This window comes from Methylobacterium sp. J-072 (assembly GCF_022829425.1).
Lineage (GTDB): Bacteria > Pseudomonadota > Alphaproteobacteria > Rhizobiales > Beijerinckiaceae > Methylobacterium.
The window spans coordinates 31,137-51,212 of the sequence record NZ_JAKSYK010000147.1 but is presented as its reverse complement, the minus strand read 5'-3'; the positions used below and the strand labels follow the sequence as shown (position 1 = coordinate 51,212).

The window sequence follows — 20,076 nt, the reverse complement described above, 5'->3', positions numbered from 1 at the left end:
CGGAAGAGCCACCCGGGCTTTCACCGGGTCCTTGCGAATGCCTCAGACCCTACGAGGCATCGCGCTGCGATGCAACATCGGGTCGCTTCAGGCGGCCCGCACCTGCGCGACGAAACCCGCGACCTCGCTGCCCAGCCCGTCCGACCGGCGGGCGATGTCGGCCGCGGCGTCCAGGACCTGGCCGGCGCTGGCGCCGGTCTCATGGGCGGCACCGAGCACCAGCGACATGGTCTCGGTCACGGCGCGGGTCCCGCTCGCCGCCTCGGCGATGCTGCGGGCGATCTCCTGGGTGGCGACCTGCTGCTGCTCCACGGCTGCGGCGACGCCGATCGCGATGCCGTGGACCTGCTCGATCGTGCCGCCGATCTCCTCGATGGCTTCGACGGCCGCGTGAGTTGCAGCCCGCATCGCCTCGATCTGCCCGGCGATCTCGTCCGTGGCCCGGGCCGTCTGGTTTGCCAGGGCCTTCACCTCGGTGGCAACCACCGCGAAGCCACGCCCGGCCTCGCCGGCGCGCGCTGCCTCGATGGTGGCGTTGAGGGCGAGGAGGTTGGTCTGCCCGGCGATAGTCGAGATCAGGGACACGACCTGCCCGATGCCGTCGGCGCTGCGGGCGAGCGCCTGGACGCTCGCGCGGGTCCGCTTGGCCGCCTCCACGGCGCCGGCCGCGGCCTCGGAGGTCTGCGAGACCTGGACGCCGATCTCGCTCGCGGTGGCGGCAAGTTCCTCGGTGGCGGCGGCGACCGCCTCGACATTGTGCGCGGTGGTTTCGGCGGCCCGGGTCACGGCTCGGGATTGCTGGTCGGTGCGTTCGGCATTGCCCGCCATGGTGGCCGCAGCCCGCTCCATGCCTGTGGCGGCGCCGGCCAAGTGATGAACCAGGCCGCCGATGCTGCCCTCGAACTGGTCGGCGAGCGCGACCATCTCGGCGTGCTTGCGTGTCGCCGCTTCTGCACCACTCCGCTCACGCTCCAACCGGAGGCTTTCGGCCTCCCGCATCGTCCCGGCAAAGATCGCCATGCCCGCCCAGATCGCCCCGATCTCGTCGCGGCCGGCCTTGACGACCGGAAGCGTCAGATCGCCCCGGGACAGGCGCTGGATCGCCTCCGAGACCGCACGCAACGGCCGGGCGATCTGGCGCTGGCCGACGAGGAGACCGAGGCCGCAGCACAGAAGCGTTCCGGCGAGCGCGAGCCCGAAGACGAGGAGCGTGCGCGCCTGGAAGAGATCCCGCGTCTCGGCCTTGATCGCCGCCATCTCGGCCCGGCCGCCGGTGACCAAGGCATCGATGCTCGCCTGGAAAGCCCTGCGGTTGGACTGGTTGGCCTCGTTGAAGCCGAGATCGGCGGCGGCGCGCGGGCCGGTCTCCACGCCGGCGGTGGCCAGCGCGGTCCGCAGGGTCCGGAAGGCATCGGCGTTCCGCGCCATGGTGTCGAACAGCGGACGCTCGGCATCGGTTACCCGGGGCGCCCAGTCGGCCCGGAGGGCATCCATTGCGGCGAGACCCTTGCGGATGCCGGCGGCGTATTTCCCGGCTCGGTCCGATCCGCTGAGGCGTAGACGCCGCGCGAATCCATCGTGACCTCGGCGGCGAGGCGGTTGAAGTTGGCGGCATCGAGGGACCGGACCGAGGCGTCTTCGACGCGCGTCAGCGCCTGCTCGAAGCGTTGCAGCGTCGCGACGCTCACGCCGGCGACCACCAGCGTCGTGAGGCTGCAGGCCGCCACGAAGCCCAGAAGTTTCGCGCCGATCTTCATGGCCGTTTCCACCGAAAGCTCTTGTGGAACGATTGTGCCGGTGACGGATCAAGGCTCCGTTAAAGCGGGTCCTGCTGGCAAGTCCGTACGTTTCGAACCTTCGACTGGCCGGCTCACCGCATCGGCGCGACTGTCCGTTGGGCAGATCGGAGCATACCGCGGGAGACGTGATTTTTAATCGACCGCGCCGATCGTTTTCACCGGCGGCGAGGCCATCATCCCATCAGCGCAATAGCCCTGCGCATCAGCCCTGATCCAGCGCCTCGATCACCAGATTGCCGTTGGTGTAGACGCAGATCTCAGCGGCGATCGCCATGGCCTTGCGCACGATCGCCTCGGCGTCGAGGTCGGTATCCTCAAGCGCGCGCGCGGCCGCCAGGGCGTAGTTGCCGCCGGAGCCGATCGCCATGACGCCGCTCTCCGGTTCCAGCACGTCGCCCGAGCCCGACAGGAGCAGGCTGACCTCCTTGTCGGCCACGACCATCATCGCTTCGAGGCGGCGCAGGTAGCGATCGGTGCGCCAATCCTTGGTGAGTTCGACGCAGGCCCGGGTGAGCTGGCCGGGATACTGCTCCAGCTTGGCTTCCAACCGCTCGAACAGCGTGAAGGCGTCCGCAGTGGCGCCGGCGAAGCCGCCGATCACAGCGCCCTTGGCCAAGCGCCGGACCTTGCGGGCGTTGCCCTTCACGATGGTCTGGCCGAGGCTGACCTGCCCGTCGCCGCCGACCACCACGCGGCCGCCCTTGCGGACCATCAGGATCGTGGTGGCGTGCATCTGGGGCACGGAGCCCCGGTCGTCGTACCTGAATGCGTCGTGGCTCAAGATATCGGCTCCGATCTCGGTGGGGCCGAGATGGGGAGCTTTTCAGGCCGAGTCCAGCCGCGAGCTACTCGGCGACCGCCTCGGCGGTCTGCACCGGGCCGGCATCGTGCAGGATCGATTCGGCCGCGGCCTGGGCTAATAGGGCGTAGCCGCCGTCGGCCATGTGCAGGCCGTCCGAGGCGAAGAGCTGCTTAGCGGTGAGTTTTCCTTCACGGACCCAGCCGTGCATCAGGTCGGCGCGCCGGATCACCGGCACATCGAGCTCGTCCCCGATCGCCCGCACCGCGTCGCGGAACCGCGACGAACCGGGCGTCGAATCGAGCTTCGGGCACCATTGCGGCTCCATCAGCACCACGTCGATGCCGGCCTCGCGGATGCGCCGAATCGCGGCGGCAGTCGCCTCGTGAAAATGCTCGATCGAGACGCCACGCAGGGGATCGTTGCTGCCGGTCTGCCAGATGACGAGCTGCGGCTCGGCCGCGATCACGTCGCGGTCCAGGCGCTTCAGCATGTCGTCCACGTGCTCGCCGCCGATGCCGCGGTTGATCACGGCGACATCCAGGCCGCGCAGCTTCTTGCGCAGGTCGATCTGCAGGCGCGCGGGGTAGGAATGAGCCGGGCTCGAGGCGCCGATGCCCTCGGTGGAGGACGAACCGAACGCGACGATCTTGAGCGGGGCGCCGATCGCGATCTGCCGGGCGACGTGCGGCAAGTCCGGGCTGTCGCTCAGGTCGAGACCGAGGAGATCCAGCGAATCGGGCAGCAGATCCGCGTAGGCGAGCACCGCCGTGGGCACCAGGAGGAGGCCGCACACCATCAAGACTTCACGCAGCCGCCTGCGACGTGACTTGGCGGGAGAGACTGATGTCGGATTCTGGGACACGGGACCGATTGCTCCGCCGCTCGTCGACGACAGATACAATCTGACACAGGGACTTGAAAAGAGCCGTTCCGCGGGCGCGTTGAAGGCGAAGTGAATTCGTAACACAAAATAAACGCTGGCACGCCGCCCGGCCGGAACCGCGCGGCGTGAAGATGCGAATCAGCCGGCGGGCGGGGACAAGGTCATCTTGCCCACGAACGGCGCATCGCGCTTGTTGTTGGCGGTGCAGGCGTAGCTATGCTCGCCGGCATCCAGGGTGCGCAGCTTGAGCGTCCCGTGGCCATTGGCCTTCACGGTGTAGCCCTTCTCGCTCATCACGTGGACGAGGTCGCCGTCGGCGTGCAGCAGATGGCCCTGCTCGAACTGGCCTTCCGCCGTGATCGTCACCGGAACGTTGGCCTGGCTCACGACCTGCAGCATCACATCGGTGTTGGCCGGCAGCCGTAGATCCGCCGGCGCGCAGACCGGCTTGCCGTCCTGCAGGGTGACGGTCAGCTCGACCGGCGGCATCACCGCGCTGGCGGGTTTGCCGAGCTGCGGGTTGTCTTCGGCGCTGGCTGCGCCCGCGAGCAGCGTGGCCAAGGCAGCATTCATCAGGATGCGTCGCAAGGTCTTGGTTCTCCGCCATATCCCGCGGCCGAAGCGTCGTCCGAGGAGCCGAGGATCGGCGTCCGCAGGAGGACAGCGCCACGTTTTAATCCCGACGCTACGGTCTTGAATTCAATATTCAGGACAGTGTGTCGGATGCCCGGGTGTCTCGGCGGCAATGATGCGGCGGGTTGGTAGTTCCGATACGCGACGCCGTGGCTCAGATCCGACGATCAGCCTCGCGGTTTCCCGGCATTCGCCCAGCGGAGACTACGGACCGCGGTGTTAAATCACCGATTTGGTTCGCCGGGTCCGATTTCGGCATGAACGATGCGAACGGTCGGCCCGGATCCCCGAGCGGGCGGCGGCGATCCGGGTCCGGACCTTCGAGCGCGAAGTCCGGACCGGCTGCGGGCCTCTGTGAGCCGCCCCATGGTCGATCGCTTGCGCATCGCGATTCTCACGCACTCGACCAATCCCCGTGGGGGGGGGGTCCATGCCCTGGCCCTTGGCGAGGCGCTGTGCGACCTCGGGCACGAGGCGGTGGTCCACGCGCCCGACCCGACCGGCCGCGGCTTCTTCCGCGACGCGCGCTGCCCCGTGGTCTCTGTCGCGGCCAAAGCCGTCTCGGCGCCGACAGGGGCGCTGGTCCAGTCGCGGATCGCCGATTACCTGTCCCATTTCTCGACACCGGCTGCCTGCGACTTCGACATCTTCCATGCCCATTGCGGCATCAGCGGCAACGCGCTGGCGACCCTGACGCGCCGTCGGCTGATCCCGGGGTTCGTCCGCACGGTCCACCACATCGACACGCTGACAGACCCGCAGCTCAGTCAGTTGCAGGAGCGGGCGATCGTCGATGCCGGACGGCTGCTCTGCGTCAGCCGGACCTGGGCCGCGACCCTCGCCGCGGAGTACGGGGCCCGGGCCGACGTGGTCGGCAGCGGCGTGGACGGCATGGTCTACAGGCCCGAACCGGCGCCCGGCGATGCCGACCTGCGCCGGCGCCTCGGGCTCGGGGCGGGGCCGGTCTTCCTGAGCGTCGGCGGGTTCGAGGCGCGCAAGAACACGCTGGCGATCATCGCGGCCTTCGTCCGCCTGCGCCAGCATATCCCAGCCGCACAACTCGTGATCGCCGGAGGTGCCTCGCTCCTCGATCATGCGGGCTACGAGGCCCGCTGTTGTTCCGCGCTGGAACGCGAGGGCCTCGAAGTCGGCCCCGGCAAGCCGGTGGTCCGGACCGGGCCAATCCCGCAAGCCGACATGCCGGGCCTCTACCGGATCGCCGACGCGCTGGTGTTCCCGTCGCTGCGGGAGGGCTACGGCCTGTGCGTCCTGGAGGCGATGGCCTGCGGGACACCGGTCATCGTCTCGGCACAGCCGCCCTTCACCGAGTACCTTGCTCCCGGAGAAGCGCTCGCGGTCGAGCCCGACGATCCCGACGCGATCGCCGCCGCGATGCAGGCGAGCCTCGAGCCGTCCCGGCGGGCCCGGCTGCGGGCCTGCGGCCTTGAGGTCGCCCGGGCCCATGCCTGGGATGCCTGCGCGGCGCGCCATCTGCCGACCTACGCGTCCTTCGCCCCCGGACCGGCCCCGCTGGGGACGATCGCCACGGGGTCCGCCGCCTGGAACACCACCCGGATCCCCGGCGATGCCTGACATGCGCTTCCATATCCGCTGGCCGGACGGGAGCCGCGACGCCTGTTACGCACCGTCCCTGGTGATCAAGGATCATCTCGCGGTCGGCCAGGATTACCCGCTCGACGAGTTCCTGGCGCTCACCCGCCTCGCCCTCGGCATCGCCAGCGAACGGGTCCGCGAGCGCTACGGCTTCCCCTGCGGTCGCGCCGAGGCACAACTCGCCCGGATCGAGGAGACCGCCCGCCGCCAGGCGCCGGGCACCGTGTATGTCGAGGCGTTCGAGGAGTGATTTTTTCGCGTTTCGCCGAGGGGGATTGCGGGACGATACGCTCGGAGCGGATTGCCTGGATCCCCGCGGATACGTGTCGAACCGACACAGCGCGAATCCCTGAGCCGGGGGCGTTGTCTTTGAGCACGAGCGCAGTGAACCAGGCACACCCCATAATCTTCCGGATCGCCACGGCCCTCATGGTGGTCGCGGCGCCCGCCGCGGCGCAGACGCGCCCGTCGAGCACGGCCATGACCTGCCAGCAGACGGCCCGGCTAATCCAGGCCCGCGGCGCCCTCGTGCTCGGGACCGGCGGCCAGACCTATGACCGGTTCGTGCGGGACCGGTCGTTCTGCGAGGCGACCGAGATCGCGCGGCGCGCCTTCCGGCCGACCCGCGACAACCCCACCTGCCTGATCGGCTACACCTGCTACGAGCCCGGCACCGACGATTGGCCCGGCGAGGGTTTTTAGCCTGGGTGCGTAAGCGTCAACGCTTGCCGGCTTCCAGCTCGACGATGACCCGTCGGTCCCCGGTCCGGCGGCTGAAGCCCACCGCATCGAGGTGCTCAAGGAGCGGGATCGAGAACTTGCGCGAGATCCCGAGGGCAGCGCCAGCCTCCCGGGCCAGAAAGCCGGTCTCCGGCGTGGTGGCGCTCGGGAAGGCTTCTGCGAGCCGCGTCCGGGCGACCGCCACCGCCTCGCGGTGGAACAGCACCGCTCGGCGCTGCACCCGGTCGATCGCACGGATCACCGTGCCGGCGCCGACCAGGTAGGTCAGCGCCTCCCGCCGCCGGACATCGCGGCCGACCGCCTCGGCCTCGTCGGGCGGGTTGAGGCCGGCCCGGCGGAACAGGTGCTCGAGCTTGCGCGCGGTCTCGCTCTCGTTGCGGGCCGGGTCGAAATCGGACCGGCGCCAGAGTGCTCCGGCCTGGACCGTACCGCCCGTGGCCGCGAGGTCGCGCAGGACCAGGGCGGTCATCGCTTCCGGAAGGGCCAGGAGGCGCGCGAGGCGTTCCAGCGCGATGCCGTGCTCCATCGGATTGTCTTGGTGGTGCGTGGACAGGGCCGCCAGCGCGCCGGTGCGGAGCGAAGCGAAGGCCGGAGCCCCGATGAAGCGGTCGCCGATCTCGCGAGCGCCGGAGGCGGCGAGCATCTGCCGGGCGCGTTCCGCTCCGGTGCCAGCCGCGCGGGCGAGATCCGGCAGCGTCGCCCCGGCCGCCCCGGCCTGCGACAGGCGGATTGCCACCGCGTCCGTCGGCTTCCCGGTCGCCAGGGCGGTGAGGTCGGCGAGCACGCGGGCATCGTGCCGCCGCCGCCGGCGGCTCGCTGGATCGAGCACGCGGCCGCCGGCCACGGTCGCGGCCGGGGAATCGAGGCGGAGCACGAAGGGCTCGCGGGCGGGCACCGTGACCGGCTCGGCGAGGTGCAACTGCGCCGGCGCGGTCGCGCCCGGTTCCAGCCCATCGCGGTCGAGCAGCCGCAGGCGAGCCTCGACCTCGGTGGTGCCGAACAGCAGCCGACAGGCGCTGCCGCCCGCCAGGGCGGAATCTGCGCTGGCCGCTGCGGTCAGCACGACGTCAAGCCATTGCGACGGTGCCAGCAGGCCGGGCACCGTGAGCGCTTGGCCGCGGACGATCTCGTCGAGGCCGATGCCGCGCAAGGCCACGGCGGTCCGCCGCCCAGGCTCGGCACGCTCGACCGGGCGGCCGTGGATCTGGAGGCTGCGCACCACCGCGCTACGGCCTCCCGGGACGATCTCCAGGGTATCGCCGACTGCCAACGGTCCCCGCCGCAGGGTCCCGGTCACCACCGTGCCGAAGCCCGGACGGGTGAAGACCCGGTCCACCGGCAGATACGGGAACCCATCGTCGGTCCCCGGCTCCGCGTCGGCCAGCAACGCGGAGAGCGCGCGCGCGAGATCGGGAACCCCGGAACCGGTCAGCGTGGAGGTGGCGATCACCGGCCCCGCTGCGATCCCGGCACGGGACGCGGCGGCGGTGATCTCGGCCGCGCGCGCCGCGATCGTTTCGGGCGTCGCCAGATCCGCCTTGGTCAGCGCCAGCACGCCGCGGCGGACGCCGATCAGCCGCGCGATCTCGAGGTGCTCGACCGTCTGCGGCTTGATGCCCTCGTTGGCATCGACCGCCAGCAGGACGGCGCGCATGCCGGTGGCGCCGGAAACCATGGCGCGGACGAAGCGCTCGTGCCCGGGCAGATCGACCAAGTCGATCTCGCCCTGCTCGCTTGTCAGCAGCGCGAAGCCCGGGACGATCGAGACACCGCGATCCCGCTCTTCTTTCAGCCTGTCGGTCTCGACTCCCGTGAGCGCCCGGACCAGGGCCGTCTTGCCGTGATCCACATGCCCGATGACGCCGACCAGAAGTGTCTTCAAGGGAGTCACCGACCCGACAATCTCCGCGGCGCAACCGTCCACGCTGGGCGCACCGCATTCTCAGCTAGGGATTCCGACTCGCTGGCACGGCGTCGTGCGGGTCGCCGCCGAGCGGTCGGGGCCGGGGCGCAGGAGGCAGATGAATTGTGGACAATCGGTTTTGCCACGGCATCCCGAATTGGGAAAGTGTAAATGTGAGGCGATTCTTTACGCAGGCTGCGGGCCGGTCCGGCTGCCGCCGTCTGACGTGTCGGCAAGGGTCGACTGTCCGGCCGCGTCCGATTACGCCGCCGCGGGGCGTGTGCCGCAGACGTCGCTATCGGTTCGGCGGCAACCGTGCATGTCGAATCAAGGGCTTAGGGCCTGACCCGATTGCGTCGCCGTCTGAATCGGCCCTAGATCATCTTTCAAGACGCTCGGATGCAACCCGGCGGGCGCCAAGCCGAGTTATGAACCGGACGTTTCTGAAGAGGAGAGCATGAGCGAGACCGATAGCCACGCCGTGGCAGCCCCCCGTGAGATCGAGCTGAAGCTCGACTGCGCGGGCCCCGATCTGACGGCACTCGCGGCGCACCCGCGGCTTCAGGGAGCGGAAAGCTCCGAGCCCGAACTCCTCGTCACCAGCTATTACGACACGCCGAACCAGGATTTGCGCGCGGCTGGACTGACCCTGCGGGTCCGGGCCCGGGGCGATCGGTACATCCAGACCGTGAAGGCCGGCAGCGGTGGCGTCGGCCTGTTCGACCGGGCGGAGTGGGAGACCGAGATCGCGGGCGAGTCGCCGGATCCGGCGGCCTGGGCCGAGACGGCGGCGGAAAAAGTCCTGCGCAAGGCGGACGCGCCGCTGGAGAAGCTGTTCTCCACCGTGATCACGCGCCGGGTGATCCCGGTGGAGCAGGGCGCCTCGCGGATCCTCGTCACCCTCGACGAGGGGCGCGTGGAGAGCCAAGCCGGCGATGCGCCGTTCTGCGAACTGGAATTGGAACTCGCCGGGGGCGAGCCAGCCGACCTGTTCGCCTTGGCGCAGGCGCTCGCCGAGACCGTGCCGCTGCGCCTGAGCGCGACCGCCAAGAGCGCCCGCGGCTACGCCCTGGTGGACGGGACCGGACCATCGGTGGTCAAGGCCGAGCCGATCGAGCTGCCCAAGGGCGCGCGCGCTGGCGACGTCTTCCGCCTCGTGGCGCTCGCCTGCCTGCGTCACCTGCGCCTCAACGAGACCGCGTTCCTGGCGAGCCACGCCCCGGAGGCCCTCCACCAGATGCGCGTGTCGCTGCGGCGGCTGCGCTCGGCGCTGTCGCTGTTCGCCCCCATGCTGGAAGCCGATCCGCGGGCGGTCAGCTTCAGCGACGAGATCAAGCGCGTCACCGAACCGTTCGGGCATGCCCGCAACCTCGACGTCTTCCTCGGCCACACCCTGCCGAACCTCGCCAAGGAGCGCCCGGACGACGCCGACCTCACCGCGGTGCGCGAACTGGCCGAGGCGGAGCGCGCCGAAGCCTACGATGCGGTGCTGGCGATCCTGGAAAGCCCGCAATGGCGCGGGCTGATCATCGACTTCGCCGGCTGGGTCGAGGTCGGCGCCTGGGCGGCCCAGGATGCCGCCGCCGAGGATGGCCCTGCCTTCGCGGCGCGAGTCCTGGATCACGCCCGCGAGCGCCTGAAGAAGCGCGGCCGCGGCCTGAAGAAGCTCGATCCGCATACCCGCCACCGGGCGCGGATCGCTGCGAAGAAACTCCGCTACGGCGCGGAGTTCTTCGCCGAGCTCTACACCAAGAAGAAGGCCCGCCGCCGCCAGGACAAGTTCGGCGCTGCGCTCTCGGACCTGCAGGACCATCTCGGCACCCTGAACGACCTGGAGACCGCCCGGTCGATGATAGAGAGCCTGGGCGGCCCGCCGGTGCCCGGTCCGGATGACGAGAGCACCCGGGACCTGCTCACCGCGGCCGCGGAGGCGCGCGCCGAGCTGCTCGACGTCAAGCCGTTCTGGCGCTGAGGGTCGTCTCGCAGCCGGCCAGACCAGGCTGAAGCATGGGATCCGGGCCCGATCGCGATGGGGACCGGCACGGATCTCGCGACGCGTCGTTGACGGAAATGCCGGCCTGCGCCGGCTGACCGGGCGAGGAGCGCGGATGGCCCATGCCTACAGATTCGGGATGGAGGAAGAGTTCTTCCTCGCCGACGCCCGCACCCGCGGCTCGCCGCGGGCCCGCCTGAGGGCGTTCCACGCCGCCGTGAAGGCCCGGCTGGACACCGCCGAGCGCGAGCAGCTCCAGTGCCAGATCGAGGTCGCCTCGCCCCCGACCGCCGACATCGGAGAGGCGCGGGCGCATTTGGCCGAGCAGCGCCGCAGCCTGTCGGAGATCGGCGCCGAGCGCGGCATCCTGCCCTTCGCCGCCGGGACCCATCCGGTGGCGCGGTGGCGCGACCAGAGCGCCACCGACAAAGCCCGCTACCACGACATCATGACCGACCTGCGCATCGTCGGGCAGCGCAACCTCGTCTGCGGGCTGCACGTCCATGTCGAGGTGCCGGATCCCGACGCCCGCATCGACCTGATGGGGCGGTTGCTGCCGTTCCTGCCGGTGCTGCTCGCGCTCTCGACCTCGTCGCCGTTCTGGCAGGGCGAACGAACCGGCATGGCCGGCTACCGGACTCGCGCCTACGCCGAATTGCCCCGCACCGGCCTGCCCGAGCTGTTCGCCGACCCGGCCGACTATGCCCGCTATGTCGACGTGATGACCCGCAGCGGCGCCATTCCGGACGCGACGTTCCTGTGGTGGCAGCTGCGCCCGTCCCTGAAATACCCCACGCTCGAACTGCGCGTGGCCGATAGCTGCACCCGGCTGGACGACGCACTCTGTATCGCCAGCCTTTTCCGGTGCCTGGTGCGCCGGGTGGTCCGGGACCGGACGCTCAATGCCAAGATGACGGCCGCGTCTCGGGGCTTCATCCGCGAGAACCTGTGGCGCGCCGAGCGCGACGGCGTGCAGGCCAGGCTGATCGACGAGGCCCGGGAGCAGGCGGCCCCGATGGCCGAATGCGTCGAGACGCTCCTCGCCGACACGGCCGAGGATGCCGACGCCCTCGCCTGCACGGAGGCTTGCGCGCAGGCCCGGATCATCGCGGCCGAGGGGTCAAGCGCCGATCGCCAGGTCGCGGTCTTCTCGGCGGCGCGCAAGCGCGGCGCTCGGGAACGCGAAGCACTCTCGGCGGTGGTGGATCATCTCGCCCAGGAGACTGCGGCGGAAAAGACCGCCGTGGACAAGACCGCCGCCGGAACGGCAGACGCGGTTGGGGCCACCCGCGCACCGTCCCGACGGCGTTGAACAGGAACCGGGCCTGCCCGAGGGGGGATGGCAGGCCCGGGATCCGTCGGACCGCGCTGGGGACGCGGTTGAACGCCTGATTCCCATACGCGTGTTGCCGGAGAATTTCTGGATCGCGCCGCATCCGAAATTCCCGCCCCCGATCAGACCCGCGTCGCGTTGACCGGGTGCTCCCGGGCACCTTTCTTCCGCAGCACGGTCTGCTATCCCTCGCGGCCCGGCGGACAGCCTCGAATATTCGGCATGACCCTTCTGAGCGACATCTTCGGCCGTGTCGGCCGCACCGTGACGGCCTATGCCGGCGACAAGGCCCTGATGCTCGCGGCCGTTTCGGCTGCCGCCAACGTCATCGTGGCCGACGGCGAGGTTGCCAGTGAGGAATTCGACGCGGCCCTGCACGGCCTGCGCGCGGATCCGGTCCTGGTGAAGGGCTACGACGCGCTGATGCTGGAGACGGAGCTGTATGAGGGCATCGCCCGCGCGCGCACGCGCCTCGGCCGCGCCGAGAATCTCCGCCACGTCGCCTCCATTGCCGAGCGGCCGGTGAGCCAGCGCGAGAACGTCTTCCTGATCGCCGCCGATGTCGCCGATCAGGACGGGATCAGCGGCATCGAAGCCACCGCCCTGGGCGAGATTGCCTCCGCCCTGCAGGTCCACGGCGAAGCGCTGCTGCGCGCCAACCCGGTGCGGCGGCCGCCGGCCTGACCGGGCCGGCTGGCATCACCGTTGCTCCGGGCCGACGCAACGCCCGATAAGGGTGACTGCGACTCGTGTCGCACGGCGCCGCGCCGTGAAAGGACCCGCCATGGCCGAAACCAACCCGAGCAAGACCGACAACCTGCGCGCGAACGGCGCACGCCTGTGGGCCACGATCCTGGAGACGGCGACGTTCGGCAGCACGCCGGCCGGCGGAATCAACCGTCTGACCTTGTCCCCGGAGGATGGCTGCGTGCGCGACTGGTTCCAGGAGGCCTGCGAGGCCGCGGGGCTCACGGTCTCGGTCGACGCGCTGGGCACCCAGTACGCCCTGCGGACGGGGCGGGACATGGGCCGCGCGCCGATCGCGTTCGGTTCGCACCTCGACACGCAGCCGACCGGCGGCAAGTTCGACGGCGTGCTCGGGGTCCTGGCCGGGCTCGAGGTGATGCGCAGCTTGAACGATGCCGGGATCGAGACCGAGGCGCCCCTGATGGTGGTCAACTGGACCAACGAGGAGGGCTCACGATTCGCCCCCGCCATGATGGCCTCGGCCGCCTATGCGGGTGAATTCACAACCGACGAGATCCTGGCGAAGCGCGACGCCGCCGGGATCACCGTGGCCGAGGCCCTCGATGCGATCGGTTATCGCGGCGCCGAGGCGGTTGGTACGCGCGCGATCGGCGCCTTCGTCGAACTGCATATCGAGCAGGGCCCGATCCTGGAGGCCGAAGGCAAGACCATCGGGGTGGTCGAGGGCGGCCAAGGCATCATGTGGTTCGACGGGCTGATCACCGGCTTCGAAAGCCATGCCGGCACCACGCCGATGCCGCGCCGCCGGGACGCGCTGCTGGCGCTTTCCGAGTTCGCCCTCGCGGCCGAGCGGATCGCCTTGGCGCACGCCCCCTCGGCGGTGGCGACGATCGGCGAGGCCCAGATCCTGGCGCCGTCCCGCAACGTCGTGCCGGGCCGCGTCGGCTTCACGGTGGACGTCCGCGATCCCAGCTCGTCAACGCTCGACGCTATGGAGGCGAGCCTCAACGAGGCGGCGACCGAGATCGCCGAGCGCCGCCGGCTGGAGATCGCGCTGACCCGGATCTGGCGCAAGGAGCCGGTGCCGTTCGATCCCGCCATCGTGGCCGCGGTCGATGAGGCGGCCCAAAGCCTCGGGCATCCGCGGCGCCGGATCATCTCGGGGGCCGGGCACGACTCCTGCAACCTCGCCGCCAAGGTGCCGACCGCGATGATCTTCGTGCCGTGCAAGGATGGCGTGAGCCACAACGAATCGGAATCCGCGACCCCGGGCGACTGCGCGGCCGGCGCCGACGTCCTGCTCCAGACGGTGCTCCGCCTCGCCAACGCGCCCCGCACGGAACAGCCCGCGCGATGATCTTCGCCCCGCGCATCCAGGAGCGCCTCGACGCGCTGGCGGCGATCACCGCCGAGCCGGGCGCGATCACGCGCTTCTACCTCACTCCCGAGCAGGCCCGGGCCGAAGCCCTGGTTGCCGGCTGGATGCGCGAGGCCGGCATGAGCGTGCGGCACGACGCCGTCGGCAACCTCATCGGCCGCCTGGAAGGGTCGGAGCCGGGCGCGCCGGCGCTGGTCGTCGGATCGCATCTCGACACGGTCCGCAACGCCGGCCGCTACGACGGGCCCCTCGGCGTGATCACCGGGATCGCCTGCGTCGAGGCGCTGGCCCGGGACGGGATCCGCCTGCCGCACGCCCTGGAGGTGGTGGCCTTCGCCGACGAGGAGGGTGTGCGCTTCGCGGCCACGCTCACGGGGAGCAATGCTTTCGCCGGCCGCCTCGACCCGGCGGCGCTTCGCGCGACCGATGCGGACGGGACCACGGTCGCGGAGGCGATGCGGGCTTACGGGCTCGACCCCGCGGCAACCGCCTCCGCGGCGCGCCGGCCGGACGAAATCTTGGGCTACATGGAACTGCATATCGAGCAGGGGCCGATGCTCGAGAAGGCCGGCCTGCCGGTGGGCGTCGTGACGGCGATCTCGGGGGCCAGCCGCCTGGAATTCACCCTGACCGGCGAGGCCGGCCATGCCGGCACCGTCGCCATGAACGAGCGGCGCGATGCCCTCGCGGGTGCCGCGGAATGCGTCCTCGCCATCGAGGCGCGCTGCCGCGACGAGGCGCATCTCGTCGGCACCGTCGGCCGGATGCACGTCCATCCCGGGGTGGGGAACACGATCGCCGGCTTGGTGCGCTTCTCCCTCGATCTGCGCGCGCCCGACGATGCCCAGCGCCTTGCCGCGCTCGCCGACATCCGAGCGGCGTGCACGGAGATCGCGGAGCGTCGCCGGCTCGATCTCGGCGTCGAACCGATGCACGAGGCCGCGGCGGTGCCGTGCGATCCCGGGCTGACCACCCTGATCCGGGATGCGATCATCGCCGAAGGCCTGCCGGTCCTCGCCCTCCCGAGCGGCGCCGGCCATGACGGCATGGCGGTGGCGGCGATCGCGCCGATCGCCATGGTGTTCGTGCGCTGCCGGGGCGGCATCAGCCACAACCCTGCGGAATTCGCGAGCCTGCCGGATATCGAGGCCGGGGCGCGGGTGCTGTTCAGCGCCATCAAGGGATTTGCTGCCGACCGGCATGGGCTCTGAGGGCGATCACCGCAATGCCATTGGTCCGGTGCCTCTAAGCCAGCTTCGTGTTGTTCGCCGCGCTGCAGGTCCATAATGTCGCGCCATGGGCGAAGACGACCGAACAGCCTGGGATGACCGCAAGAACGAGATCAATATTCGCCGGCATGGAATCGATTTTGCCGGGCCTCGGGAAATCTTCGACGGCCGGTTCGCGCTGACGCGGGAGGACACCCGGCGGGACTACGGCGAGAGACGTTTCAATACGCTCGTGTCCTTGAACGGTGTTATCTTAAACGTCACGTTCACGCCGCGGAACGGCAAGCGACGGATCGTGTCCGCGCGAATCGCCAACCGCAGAGAGAGGCAGCTTTATCATGCCCGCCGGGAAGAGAGCTGACGCCGTGTCGGATCGGACCGATTGGGATCGCCTCCGGTCGCTGTCGGAGGCGGAGATCGAACGGCTCGCCTCCGAGGATCCGGACAATCCCGCGACTCGGGCGGACGAGGACTGGGACGATGCGGTCGTCGGCCTGCCGCCGCTCGATGCAGATGCGCCTGCGCGTCCGGCCAAGCGTGGGATCCATGCGCGTTTCGACAGTGATGTCGTGGCCTTCTTTCAAAGCGGCGGCCGCGGCTATCAGGACCGGATGAACACCGTGTTGCGCCGTCACATGGAGGCGCAACTCGGCAAGAAGGCCGGCCGCTGAGGCCGCAGACCCCGCGCGGACGGGATCGCACTGTGTACGCGGGACGCCGGGTGCGACGGGTGTACGCCGCCCCAAAATCCCGTACAGACGCGCCATGAGCGCGCGATCCTATCGCGACGCCAGGGGCCGGCCGCTGATCGCGGTGACGGGCATTGGCGTCGTCTCCTCCCTCGGACAGGGCCAGGCCGATACCTGGGCGGCCATGAGCGCCGGCCGGTCCGGCATCCATGCCATCGCGCGGTTCTCGACCGAGGGCCTGCGCACGCGCATCGCCGGCACGGTGGATTTCCTCGATACCGAGCCGCTGGTGGCGCCGCTCCTGTCAGAGCGCTTCGCAGCGGCGGCCGCCGAGGAGGCGGTCGCGCAGGCCGACATCGGCGCGAAGGGCGATTTCCCCGGGGCGCTGTTCATCGCGGTCCCGCCGGTGGAGATGGAATGGCCGCAGCGGCAGGCTTTAGCCGAGGCCGCGGGCGGCGATGGCGACGTCGATTATGCCGGCCTGCTCCGGGCCGCCGCGACCCGGCGCTTCGACGCCTGGCACGACCTGTTCATCTTCGGCACCGTGGCCGACCGCATCGCCGAAAGGTTCGGCACCAAGGGCTCGCCGATCTCGCTCTCCACCGCCTGCTCGTCGGGCGCCACGGCGATCCAGCTCGGCGTCGAGGCGATCCGCCGGGGCGAGACTGCGGCGGCGCTCTGCATCGGCACTGACGGCTCGGTGAACCCGGAATCGCTGATCCGGTTCTCGCTGCTCTCGGCGCTCTCCACCCGCAATGACGTTCCGGAGGAGGCCTCGAAGCCGTTCTCGAAGGATCGGGACGGCTTCGTGATGGGCGAGGGCGCGGCCGCCCTGGTCCTGGAAGATGCCGAGGCTGCGGTCGGTCGAGGAGCAAAAATCCTCGGCTACGTGCTCGGCTGCGGCGAGAAGGGCGACGGCTTCCACCGCACCCGCTCGAGCCCGGACGGGGCGCCGGTGATCGCGGCGATCCGGGCCAGCCTGGACGATGCCGGGCTCGGCCCCGAGGCGATCGACACGGTGAACGCCCATGGCACCTCGACCCCGGAGAACGACAAGATGGAGGCCTTGGGGCTCGCCGCGGTGTTCGGCGACCGGGCGCCGTCCTTGCCGGTGACCTCCAACAAGTCGATGATCGGGCACACGCTCACGGCGGCTGGCGCCATCGAGGCGGCCGTCTCGCTGCTGACGATTCGCCACGGCCGCATCCCGCCGACCATCAACCACCGGGTGCCCGACCCGGCGATCGGCCTCGACGTGGTCGAGACCGCCCGGGACCTGCCGGTCCGCACCGTGCTGTCGAATTCCTTCGGGTTCGGCGGCCAGAACACCTGCCTGGTGTTCGGGGCGGAACCGGCGTGAGCGCCACCCGCCGCGTCCTCGTCACCGGTGGCGCCTCGGGCGTCGGTGCAGCGATCGTCCGCGCGCTGGCCGGCGCCGGCCACGCGGTCGACCTTACATACCGCGCCTCGGGGGAGGCCGCCGAGGCGCTGCTCGCCGAATTACGCGCTTCCTATCCCGAGCGCGCCTTCGCCGGGCACGCCCTGGACCTCGCCGACAAGGCCGCCCTCGACGCGTTCTGTGCGGCGGCCGAGGACGCCGGCTATCACGGCCTCGTCCACAATGCCGGCCAGCCGAGCGACGCGCTCGCGGCGATGTTCGACCAGGACAAGGCCGAGACGGCCATGCAGGTCAACTTCTTCGCGCTGACCCGCCTCGCCAAGGCGCTGGTCCGCCCGATGACCCAGGCACGGTCGGGCCGCATCATCGCCATCGGCTCGGTCGCCGCGCTCCGCGGCAATGCCGGCAACGCCGCCTACGCGGCGACCAAGGGCGCGCTGATCGCCTATTGCCGGACCCTCGCGATCGAGACCGCCAAGCGCGGCGTCACGGTCAACGTCATCGCCCCGGGCTTCGTCGACACCGCCATGATGGCGCGCTACGCCGCCCACCGGGCCGGGATGGAGCGCCAAATCCCCGCCGGCCGGTTCGCCCAACCGGAGGATGTCGCCGCGCTCGCCGCCTTCCTGATGGGCGATGCCGCCGCCTACATCACCGGGACGGTGCTGCCGGTCGATGGCGGCCTCACCGCGATGATGGGCGTCCACCGCACCTGATTTTTTGGGAGCATCGCGCCTCTTCGGGGCGGGCTCCAAACTTCCCGTGCGGCAATGATAGATTCGGAGACCGGAATTCCCCTCGCACGCGCCATGCTCTAGCGATCTTGCCGATGCGCGCCCGCCTCATCGTTCTTGCCGGATTCTGCTTCGTGGCCCCCCTCGTCCCGGGCGGCGCCGGCGCCGAACCGGAAGCCTACCGGATCTCCGGGCTCCCCCCCGGCGAGCCGCTCTCGATCCGCGCCGAGCCGGACGCCGCGTCCGAACAGGTCGGCGAGATCCGCACCCGCGTCCTGGTCTTCGGCTGTACCAACGACACGCCGAGCCGGACCACGTGGTGCCGGGTCAAGGCCGGCCGAACTGTCGGCTGGGCGCGGCGGCGCTATTTGGCGCCGGACTAGGCCGTATTGATCCCCCGGGCGGCGCTGGCTACCTCTGGGCCGGAGGTGCTCCGATGGCGACCATGATCCTGCGCGACGAGGTGCTTCGGGCGCGCCATATCGAGGGCGATCCCGAACTGGCCCGCGCGATCCGCGCCCTTTCGCCGGACGAGCCGATCATCCTGCGGATCGAGGGACGCCCCATGCGGTTCCGCAAGGTGCTGGATCGGGCGACCGGGCAGCCCACCGACGCCGTCCGCCCGGATGAGCCGGACGCCGCGACGTGGCGCCAGTTGCAGACGCGCCGGGGCGCGATGATCACCGTGGAGCCCGAGGCGCCACGATCCGATCCTTACCTGCTCTCCCTGAGCGCAACGCTGACCGAATGGAACAGCCCCGAAGACGCGGCCGCTTACGATGGACTTTGAGCGCTACGATGTGCTGACCGCGCTCTTTCCCTTCATCGACGTGCCGGTTCGCAAGCCGCGTCCGGTCGTGGTTCTCTCGAACGGTGACTTCAACTCCGCCCACGGACACGTCGTCACCGCCATGATAACCACCGGTGCCGACAGCCACTGGCCGAGCGATGTCCCGATCGCCGATCTCGCTGCCGCGGGCCTCCGGCACGGCTCGGTCATCCGGTGTAAGCTGTTCACCCTGCCGAACAGCCAGATCGGCCGCCGGATCGGGCATCTCGCCGAGCCGGATCGCACTCGGCTGGCGCTCCATATGGACGCAATCCTGGGCGTGCCCCATCGCGCCGAACCCTAATCAAACGTGCGGCTTCTCAGCGCCGCCGAGGACGACACGATCTTGATGAAAGCCCTCCAGCTATTCGGCGACCGCGATCTGCGCCTGACCAAGGTCGAGGCACCGGCCGCCCCGGGTCCAGGCGAGGTGCAGATCCGCATCCGCGCGGTCGGCCTCAACTTCATCGACGTCTGGGGCTTTCGCGGCATGGCCTTCGCCAAGCGCAAGATGCCGCTGATCGTCGGCGCCGAAGCAGCAGGCGTGGTCGAGTCGGTCGGCGCCGATGTCACCACCGTGGCCCCCGGCGACCAGGTCGTGCCCTACGGGGCGATGACCTGCGGGCAATGCCGCGCCTGCCGCGAGGGTCGCGACAACCTCTGTGAGGACGTATCCGGCGTGATGGGCTTCCACATCGACGGCTTCGCCCGCGAACTGGTCAACATGCCGGCCCGCCTGGTGGTGAAGGTGCCGGACGGGGTCAGCGATACTGACGCGGCCTGCGCCGGCATCGCCTTCGGCACCGTCCAGCACATGCTGTTCGACAACGCCCGGCTGGAGCCCGGCGAGAGCGTGCTGGTCCATGCCGGCGGCTCCGGCATCGGCACCGCGGCGATCCGCATGGCCAAGGCGATCGGCTGCACCGTCTACACGACGGTGGGTGACGACGAGAAGGGTCGCAAGGCGGCGGAGCTCGGCGCCGACCATGTCATCAATTACCGGACCGAGCGGTTCGAGGGCGAGGTCCGGCGGCTGACCAAGCGCAAGGGCGTCGACGTGGTGTTCGAGCATGTCGGCGCCGATACCTGGAACGGCTCGCTGCTCTGCCTGAAGCGCGGCGGCCGGCTGGTGACCTGCGGCTCGACCTCCGGCGTCTCGGCGACCATGAACCTGATGCAGCTGTTCCAGCAGCAATACCGCATCACCGGCTCGTTCGGCTGCGCGCTGGGCAATATCGGCCAGGCCCTCGACAAGATGGCCCAGGGCATCCGCCCGGTGGTGGACACCGTCTACCCGCTCGGCGACTTCGCGCAGGGGCTGGAGCGGCTCGAATCCCGCAAGGTTTTTGGAAAAATCCTCGTCAGCCTCTGACGCCTGATGCATCGTCCCGGCCGCCCGCGGCTGCCCT

General features: G+C 70.3%; 22 protein-coding genes and 1 other annotated feature (1 of these 23 cut by a window edge). Of the genes, 16 read left to right on the top strand and 6 right to left on the bottom strand.

Annotated elements, in window-relative coordinates; genetic code table 11:
- Positions 1-34 (bottom strand) — a sequence feature (sul1 is cis-regulatory element that is thought to sense ions involved in sulfur or methionine metabolism; They are found in Alphaproteobacteria); it reaches 22 nt to the left of the window's first position.
- Between the two features lie 53 nt (positions 35-87).
- The 5 genes from MKK67_RS16945 to MKK67_RS16930 all read right to left on the bottom strand — a co-directional run bounded on the left by MKK67_RS16945 (position 88) and on the right by MKK67_RS16930 (position 4,072).
- Positions 88-1,494: a methyl-accepting chemotaxis protein gene (locus MKK67_RS16945; protein ID WP_313899025.1), complete on the bottom strand. Its 1,407-nt coding sequence runs from the start codon at positions 1,492-1,494 to the stop codon at positions 88-90.
- Positions 1,458-1,757 (bottom strand): hypothetical protein, encoded by a 300-nt coding sequence (locus MKK67_RS32790; RefSeq protein WP_313899024.1) that lies wholly within the window; start codon positions 1,755-1,757, stop codon positions 1,458-1,460. Before MKK67_RS32790 ends, MKK67_RS16945 begins: the two co-directional genes overlap by 37 nt.
- A 244-nt stretch (positions 1,758-2,001) precedes the next feature.
- The gene (gene hslV, locus MKK67_RS16940; RefSeq protein WP_243966431.1) at positions 2,002-2,532 is read right to left on the bottom strand and encodes an ATP-dependent protease subunit HslV; all 531 of its coding nucleotides are present in this window, start codon (positions 2,530-2,532) and stop codon (positions 2,002-2,004) included.
- 112 nt (positions 2,533-2,644) lie between these two features.
- The gene (locus MKK67_RS16935) at positions 2,645-3,397 is read right to left on the bottom strand and encodes an SGNH/GDSL hydrolase family protein (protein WP_279601674.1); all 753 of its coding nucleotides are present in this window, start codon (positions 3,395-3,397) and stop codon (positions 2,645-2,647) included.
- Between the two features lie 225 nt (positions 3,398-3,622).
- Positions 3,623-4,072 carry a cupredoxin domain-containing protein gene (locus tag MKK67_RS16930; protein ID WP_243966346.1) on the bottom strand — a complete coding sequence of 150 codons (450 nt, stop codon included), beginning with the start codon at positions 4,070-4,072 and terminating at the stop codon, positions 3,623-3,625.
- A 411-nt stretch (positions 4,073-4,483) separates the two neighbouring features.
- Here MKK67_RS16930 and MKK67_RS16925 point away from each other — a divergent pair, with 411 nt between their 5' ends.
- From MKK67_RS16925 to MKK67_RS16915, 3 genes are all read left to right on the top strand, one after another.
- Positions 4,484-5,710 carry an MSMEG_0565 family glycosyltransferase gene (locus MKK67_RS16925; RefSeq protein WP_243966344.1) on the top strand — a complete coding sequence of 409 codons (1,227 nt, stop codon included), beginning with the start codon at positions 4,484-4,486 and terminating at the stop codon, positions 5,708-5,710.
- Positions 5,703-5,981 (top strand): MSMEG_0570 family nitrogen starvation response protein, encoded by a 279-nt coding sequence (locus MKK67_RS16920; RefSeq protein ID WP_243966341.1) that lies wholly within the window; start codon positions 5,703-5,705, stop codon positions 5,979-5,981. The genes MKK67_RS16925 and MKK67_RS16920 overlap by 8 nt, the downstream gene beginning before the upstream one ends.
- Positions 5,982-6,160: 179 nt before the next feature.
- Entirely contained in the window at positions 6,161-6,433 is a 273-nt protein-coding gene (locus MKK67_RS16915; RefSeq protein ID WP_243966430.1) for a hypothetical protein, read from the top strand.
- 16 nt (positions 6,434-6,449) lie between these two features.
- Here the strand turns inward: MKK67_RS16915 and selB are convergent, their stop codons facing one another.
- Entirely contained in the window at positions 6,450-8,396 is a 1,947-nt protein-coding gene (gene selB, locus MKK67_RS16910) for a selenocysteine-specific translation elongation factor (protein WP_243966339.1), read from the bottom strand.
- Positions 8,397-8,832: 436 nt separating this feature from the next.
- Between selB and MKK67_RS16905 the strand changes: the two genes are divergently transcribed.
- The 13 genes from MKK67_RS16905 to MKK67_RS16845 all read left to right on the top strand — a co-directional run bounded on the left by MKK67_RS16905 (position 8,833) and on the right by MKK67_RS16845 (position 20,039).
- On the top strand, positions 8,833-10,347 hold the full coding sequence (locus tag MKK67_RS16905) for a CYTH and CHAD domain-containing protein (protein WP_243966337.1): 1,515 nt from the start codon (positions 8,833-8,835) through the stop codon (positions 10,345-10,347).
- 136 nt (positions 10,348-10,483) lie between these two features.
- Positions 10,484-11,680, top strand: a complete 1,197-nt coding sequence (locus MKK67_RS16900; RefSeq protein WP_243966335.1) for a carboxylate-amine ligase — start codon at positions 10,484-10,486, stop codon at positions 11,678-11,680.
- 243 nt (positions 11,681-11,923) lie between these two features.
- A complete protein-coding gene (locus tag MKK67_RS16895) occupies positions 11,924-12,385 on the top strand; it encodes a tellurite resistance TerB family protein (RefSeq protein ID WP_243966333.1) in 462 nt (153 codons plus the stop codon).
- A 100-nt stretch (positions 12,386-12,485) separates the two neighbouring features.
- Positions 12,486-13,766, top strand: a complete 1,281-nt coding sequence (locus MKK67_RS16890) for a Zn-dependent hydrolase (protein ID WP_243966331.1) — start codon at positions 12,486-12,488, stop codon at positions 13,764-13,766.
- A complete protein-coding gene (locus MKK67_RS16885; protein ID WP_243966330.1) occupies positions 13,763-14,998 on the top strand; it encodes an allantoate amidohydrolase in 1,236 nt (411 codons plus the stop codon). The genes MKK67_RS16890 and MKK67_RS16885 overlap by 4 nt, the downstream gene beginning before the upstream one ends.
- Before the next feature lie 85 nt (positions 14,999-15,083).
- Positions 15,084-15,377: a BrnT family toxin gene (locus tag MKK67_RS16880; RefSeq protein WP_243966329.1), complete on the top strand. Its 294-nt coding sequence runs from the start codon at positions 15,084-15,086 to the stop codon at positions 15,375-15,377.
- Between the two features lie 4 nt (positions 15,378-15,381).
- Positions 15,382-15,687: a BrnA antitoxin family protein gene (locus MKK67_RS16875; protein ID WP_243966328.1), complete on the top strand. Its 306-nt coding sequence runs from the start codon at positions 15,382-15,384 to the stop codon at positions 15,685-15,687.
- A 94-nt stretch (positions 15,688-15,781) separates the two neighbouring features.
- A complete protein-coding gene (locus MKK67_RS16870) occupies positions 15,782-17,065 on the top strand; it encodes a beta-ketoacyl-ACP synthase (protein ID WP_243966327.1) in 1,284 nt (427 codons plus the stop codon).
- Complete coding sequence (locus tag MKK67_RS16865; protein WP_243966326.1) at positions 17,062-17,820, top strand: SDR family NAD(P)-dependent oxidoreductase; 759 nt, start codon at positions 17,062-17,064, stop codon at positions 17,818-17,820. Before MKK67_RS16870 ends, MKK67_RS16865 begins: the two co-directional genes overlap by 4 nt.
- A 113-nt stretch (positions 17,821-17,933) precedes the next feature.
- Entirely contained in the window at positions 17,934-18,221 is a 288-nt protein-coding gene (locus tag MKK67_RS16860; protein ID WP_243966325.1) for an SH3 domain-containing protein, read from the top strand.
- 62 nt (positions 18,222-18,283) lie between these two features.
- Positions 18,284-18,628: a hypothetical protein gene (locus MKK67_RS16855; protein WP_243966323.1), complete on the top strand. Its 345-nt coding sequence runs from the start codon at positions 18,284-18,286 to the stop codon at positions 18,626-18,628.
- On the top strand, positions 18,618-18,971 hold the full coding sequence (locus MKK67_RS16850) for a type II toxin-antitoxin system PemK/MazF family toxin (RefSeq protein ID WP_243966321.1): 354 nt from the start codon (positions 18,618-18,620) through the stop codon (positions 18,969-18,971). The genes MKK67_RS16855 and MKK67_RS16850 overlap by 11 nt, the downstream gene beginning before the upstream one ends.
- A gap of 45 nt (positions 18,972-19,016) precedes the next feature.
- On the top strand, positions 19,017-20,039 hold the full coding sequence (locus tag MKK67_RS16845; protein ID WP_243966319.1) for a zinc-binding dehydrogenase: 1,023 nt from the start codon (positions 19,017-19,019) through the stop codon (positions 20,037-20,039).
- Positions 20,040-20,076: the final 37 nt, after the last annotated feature.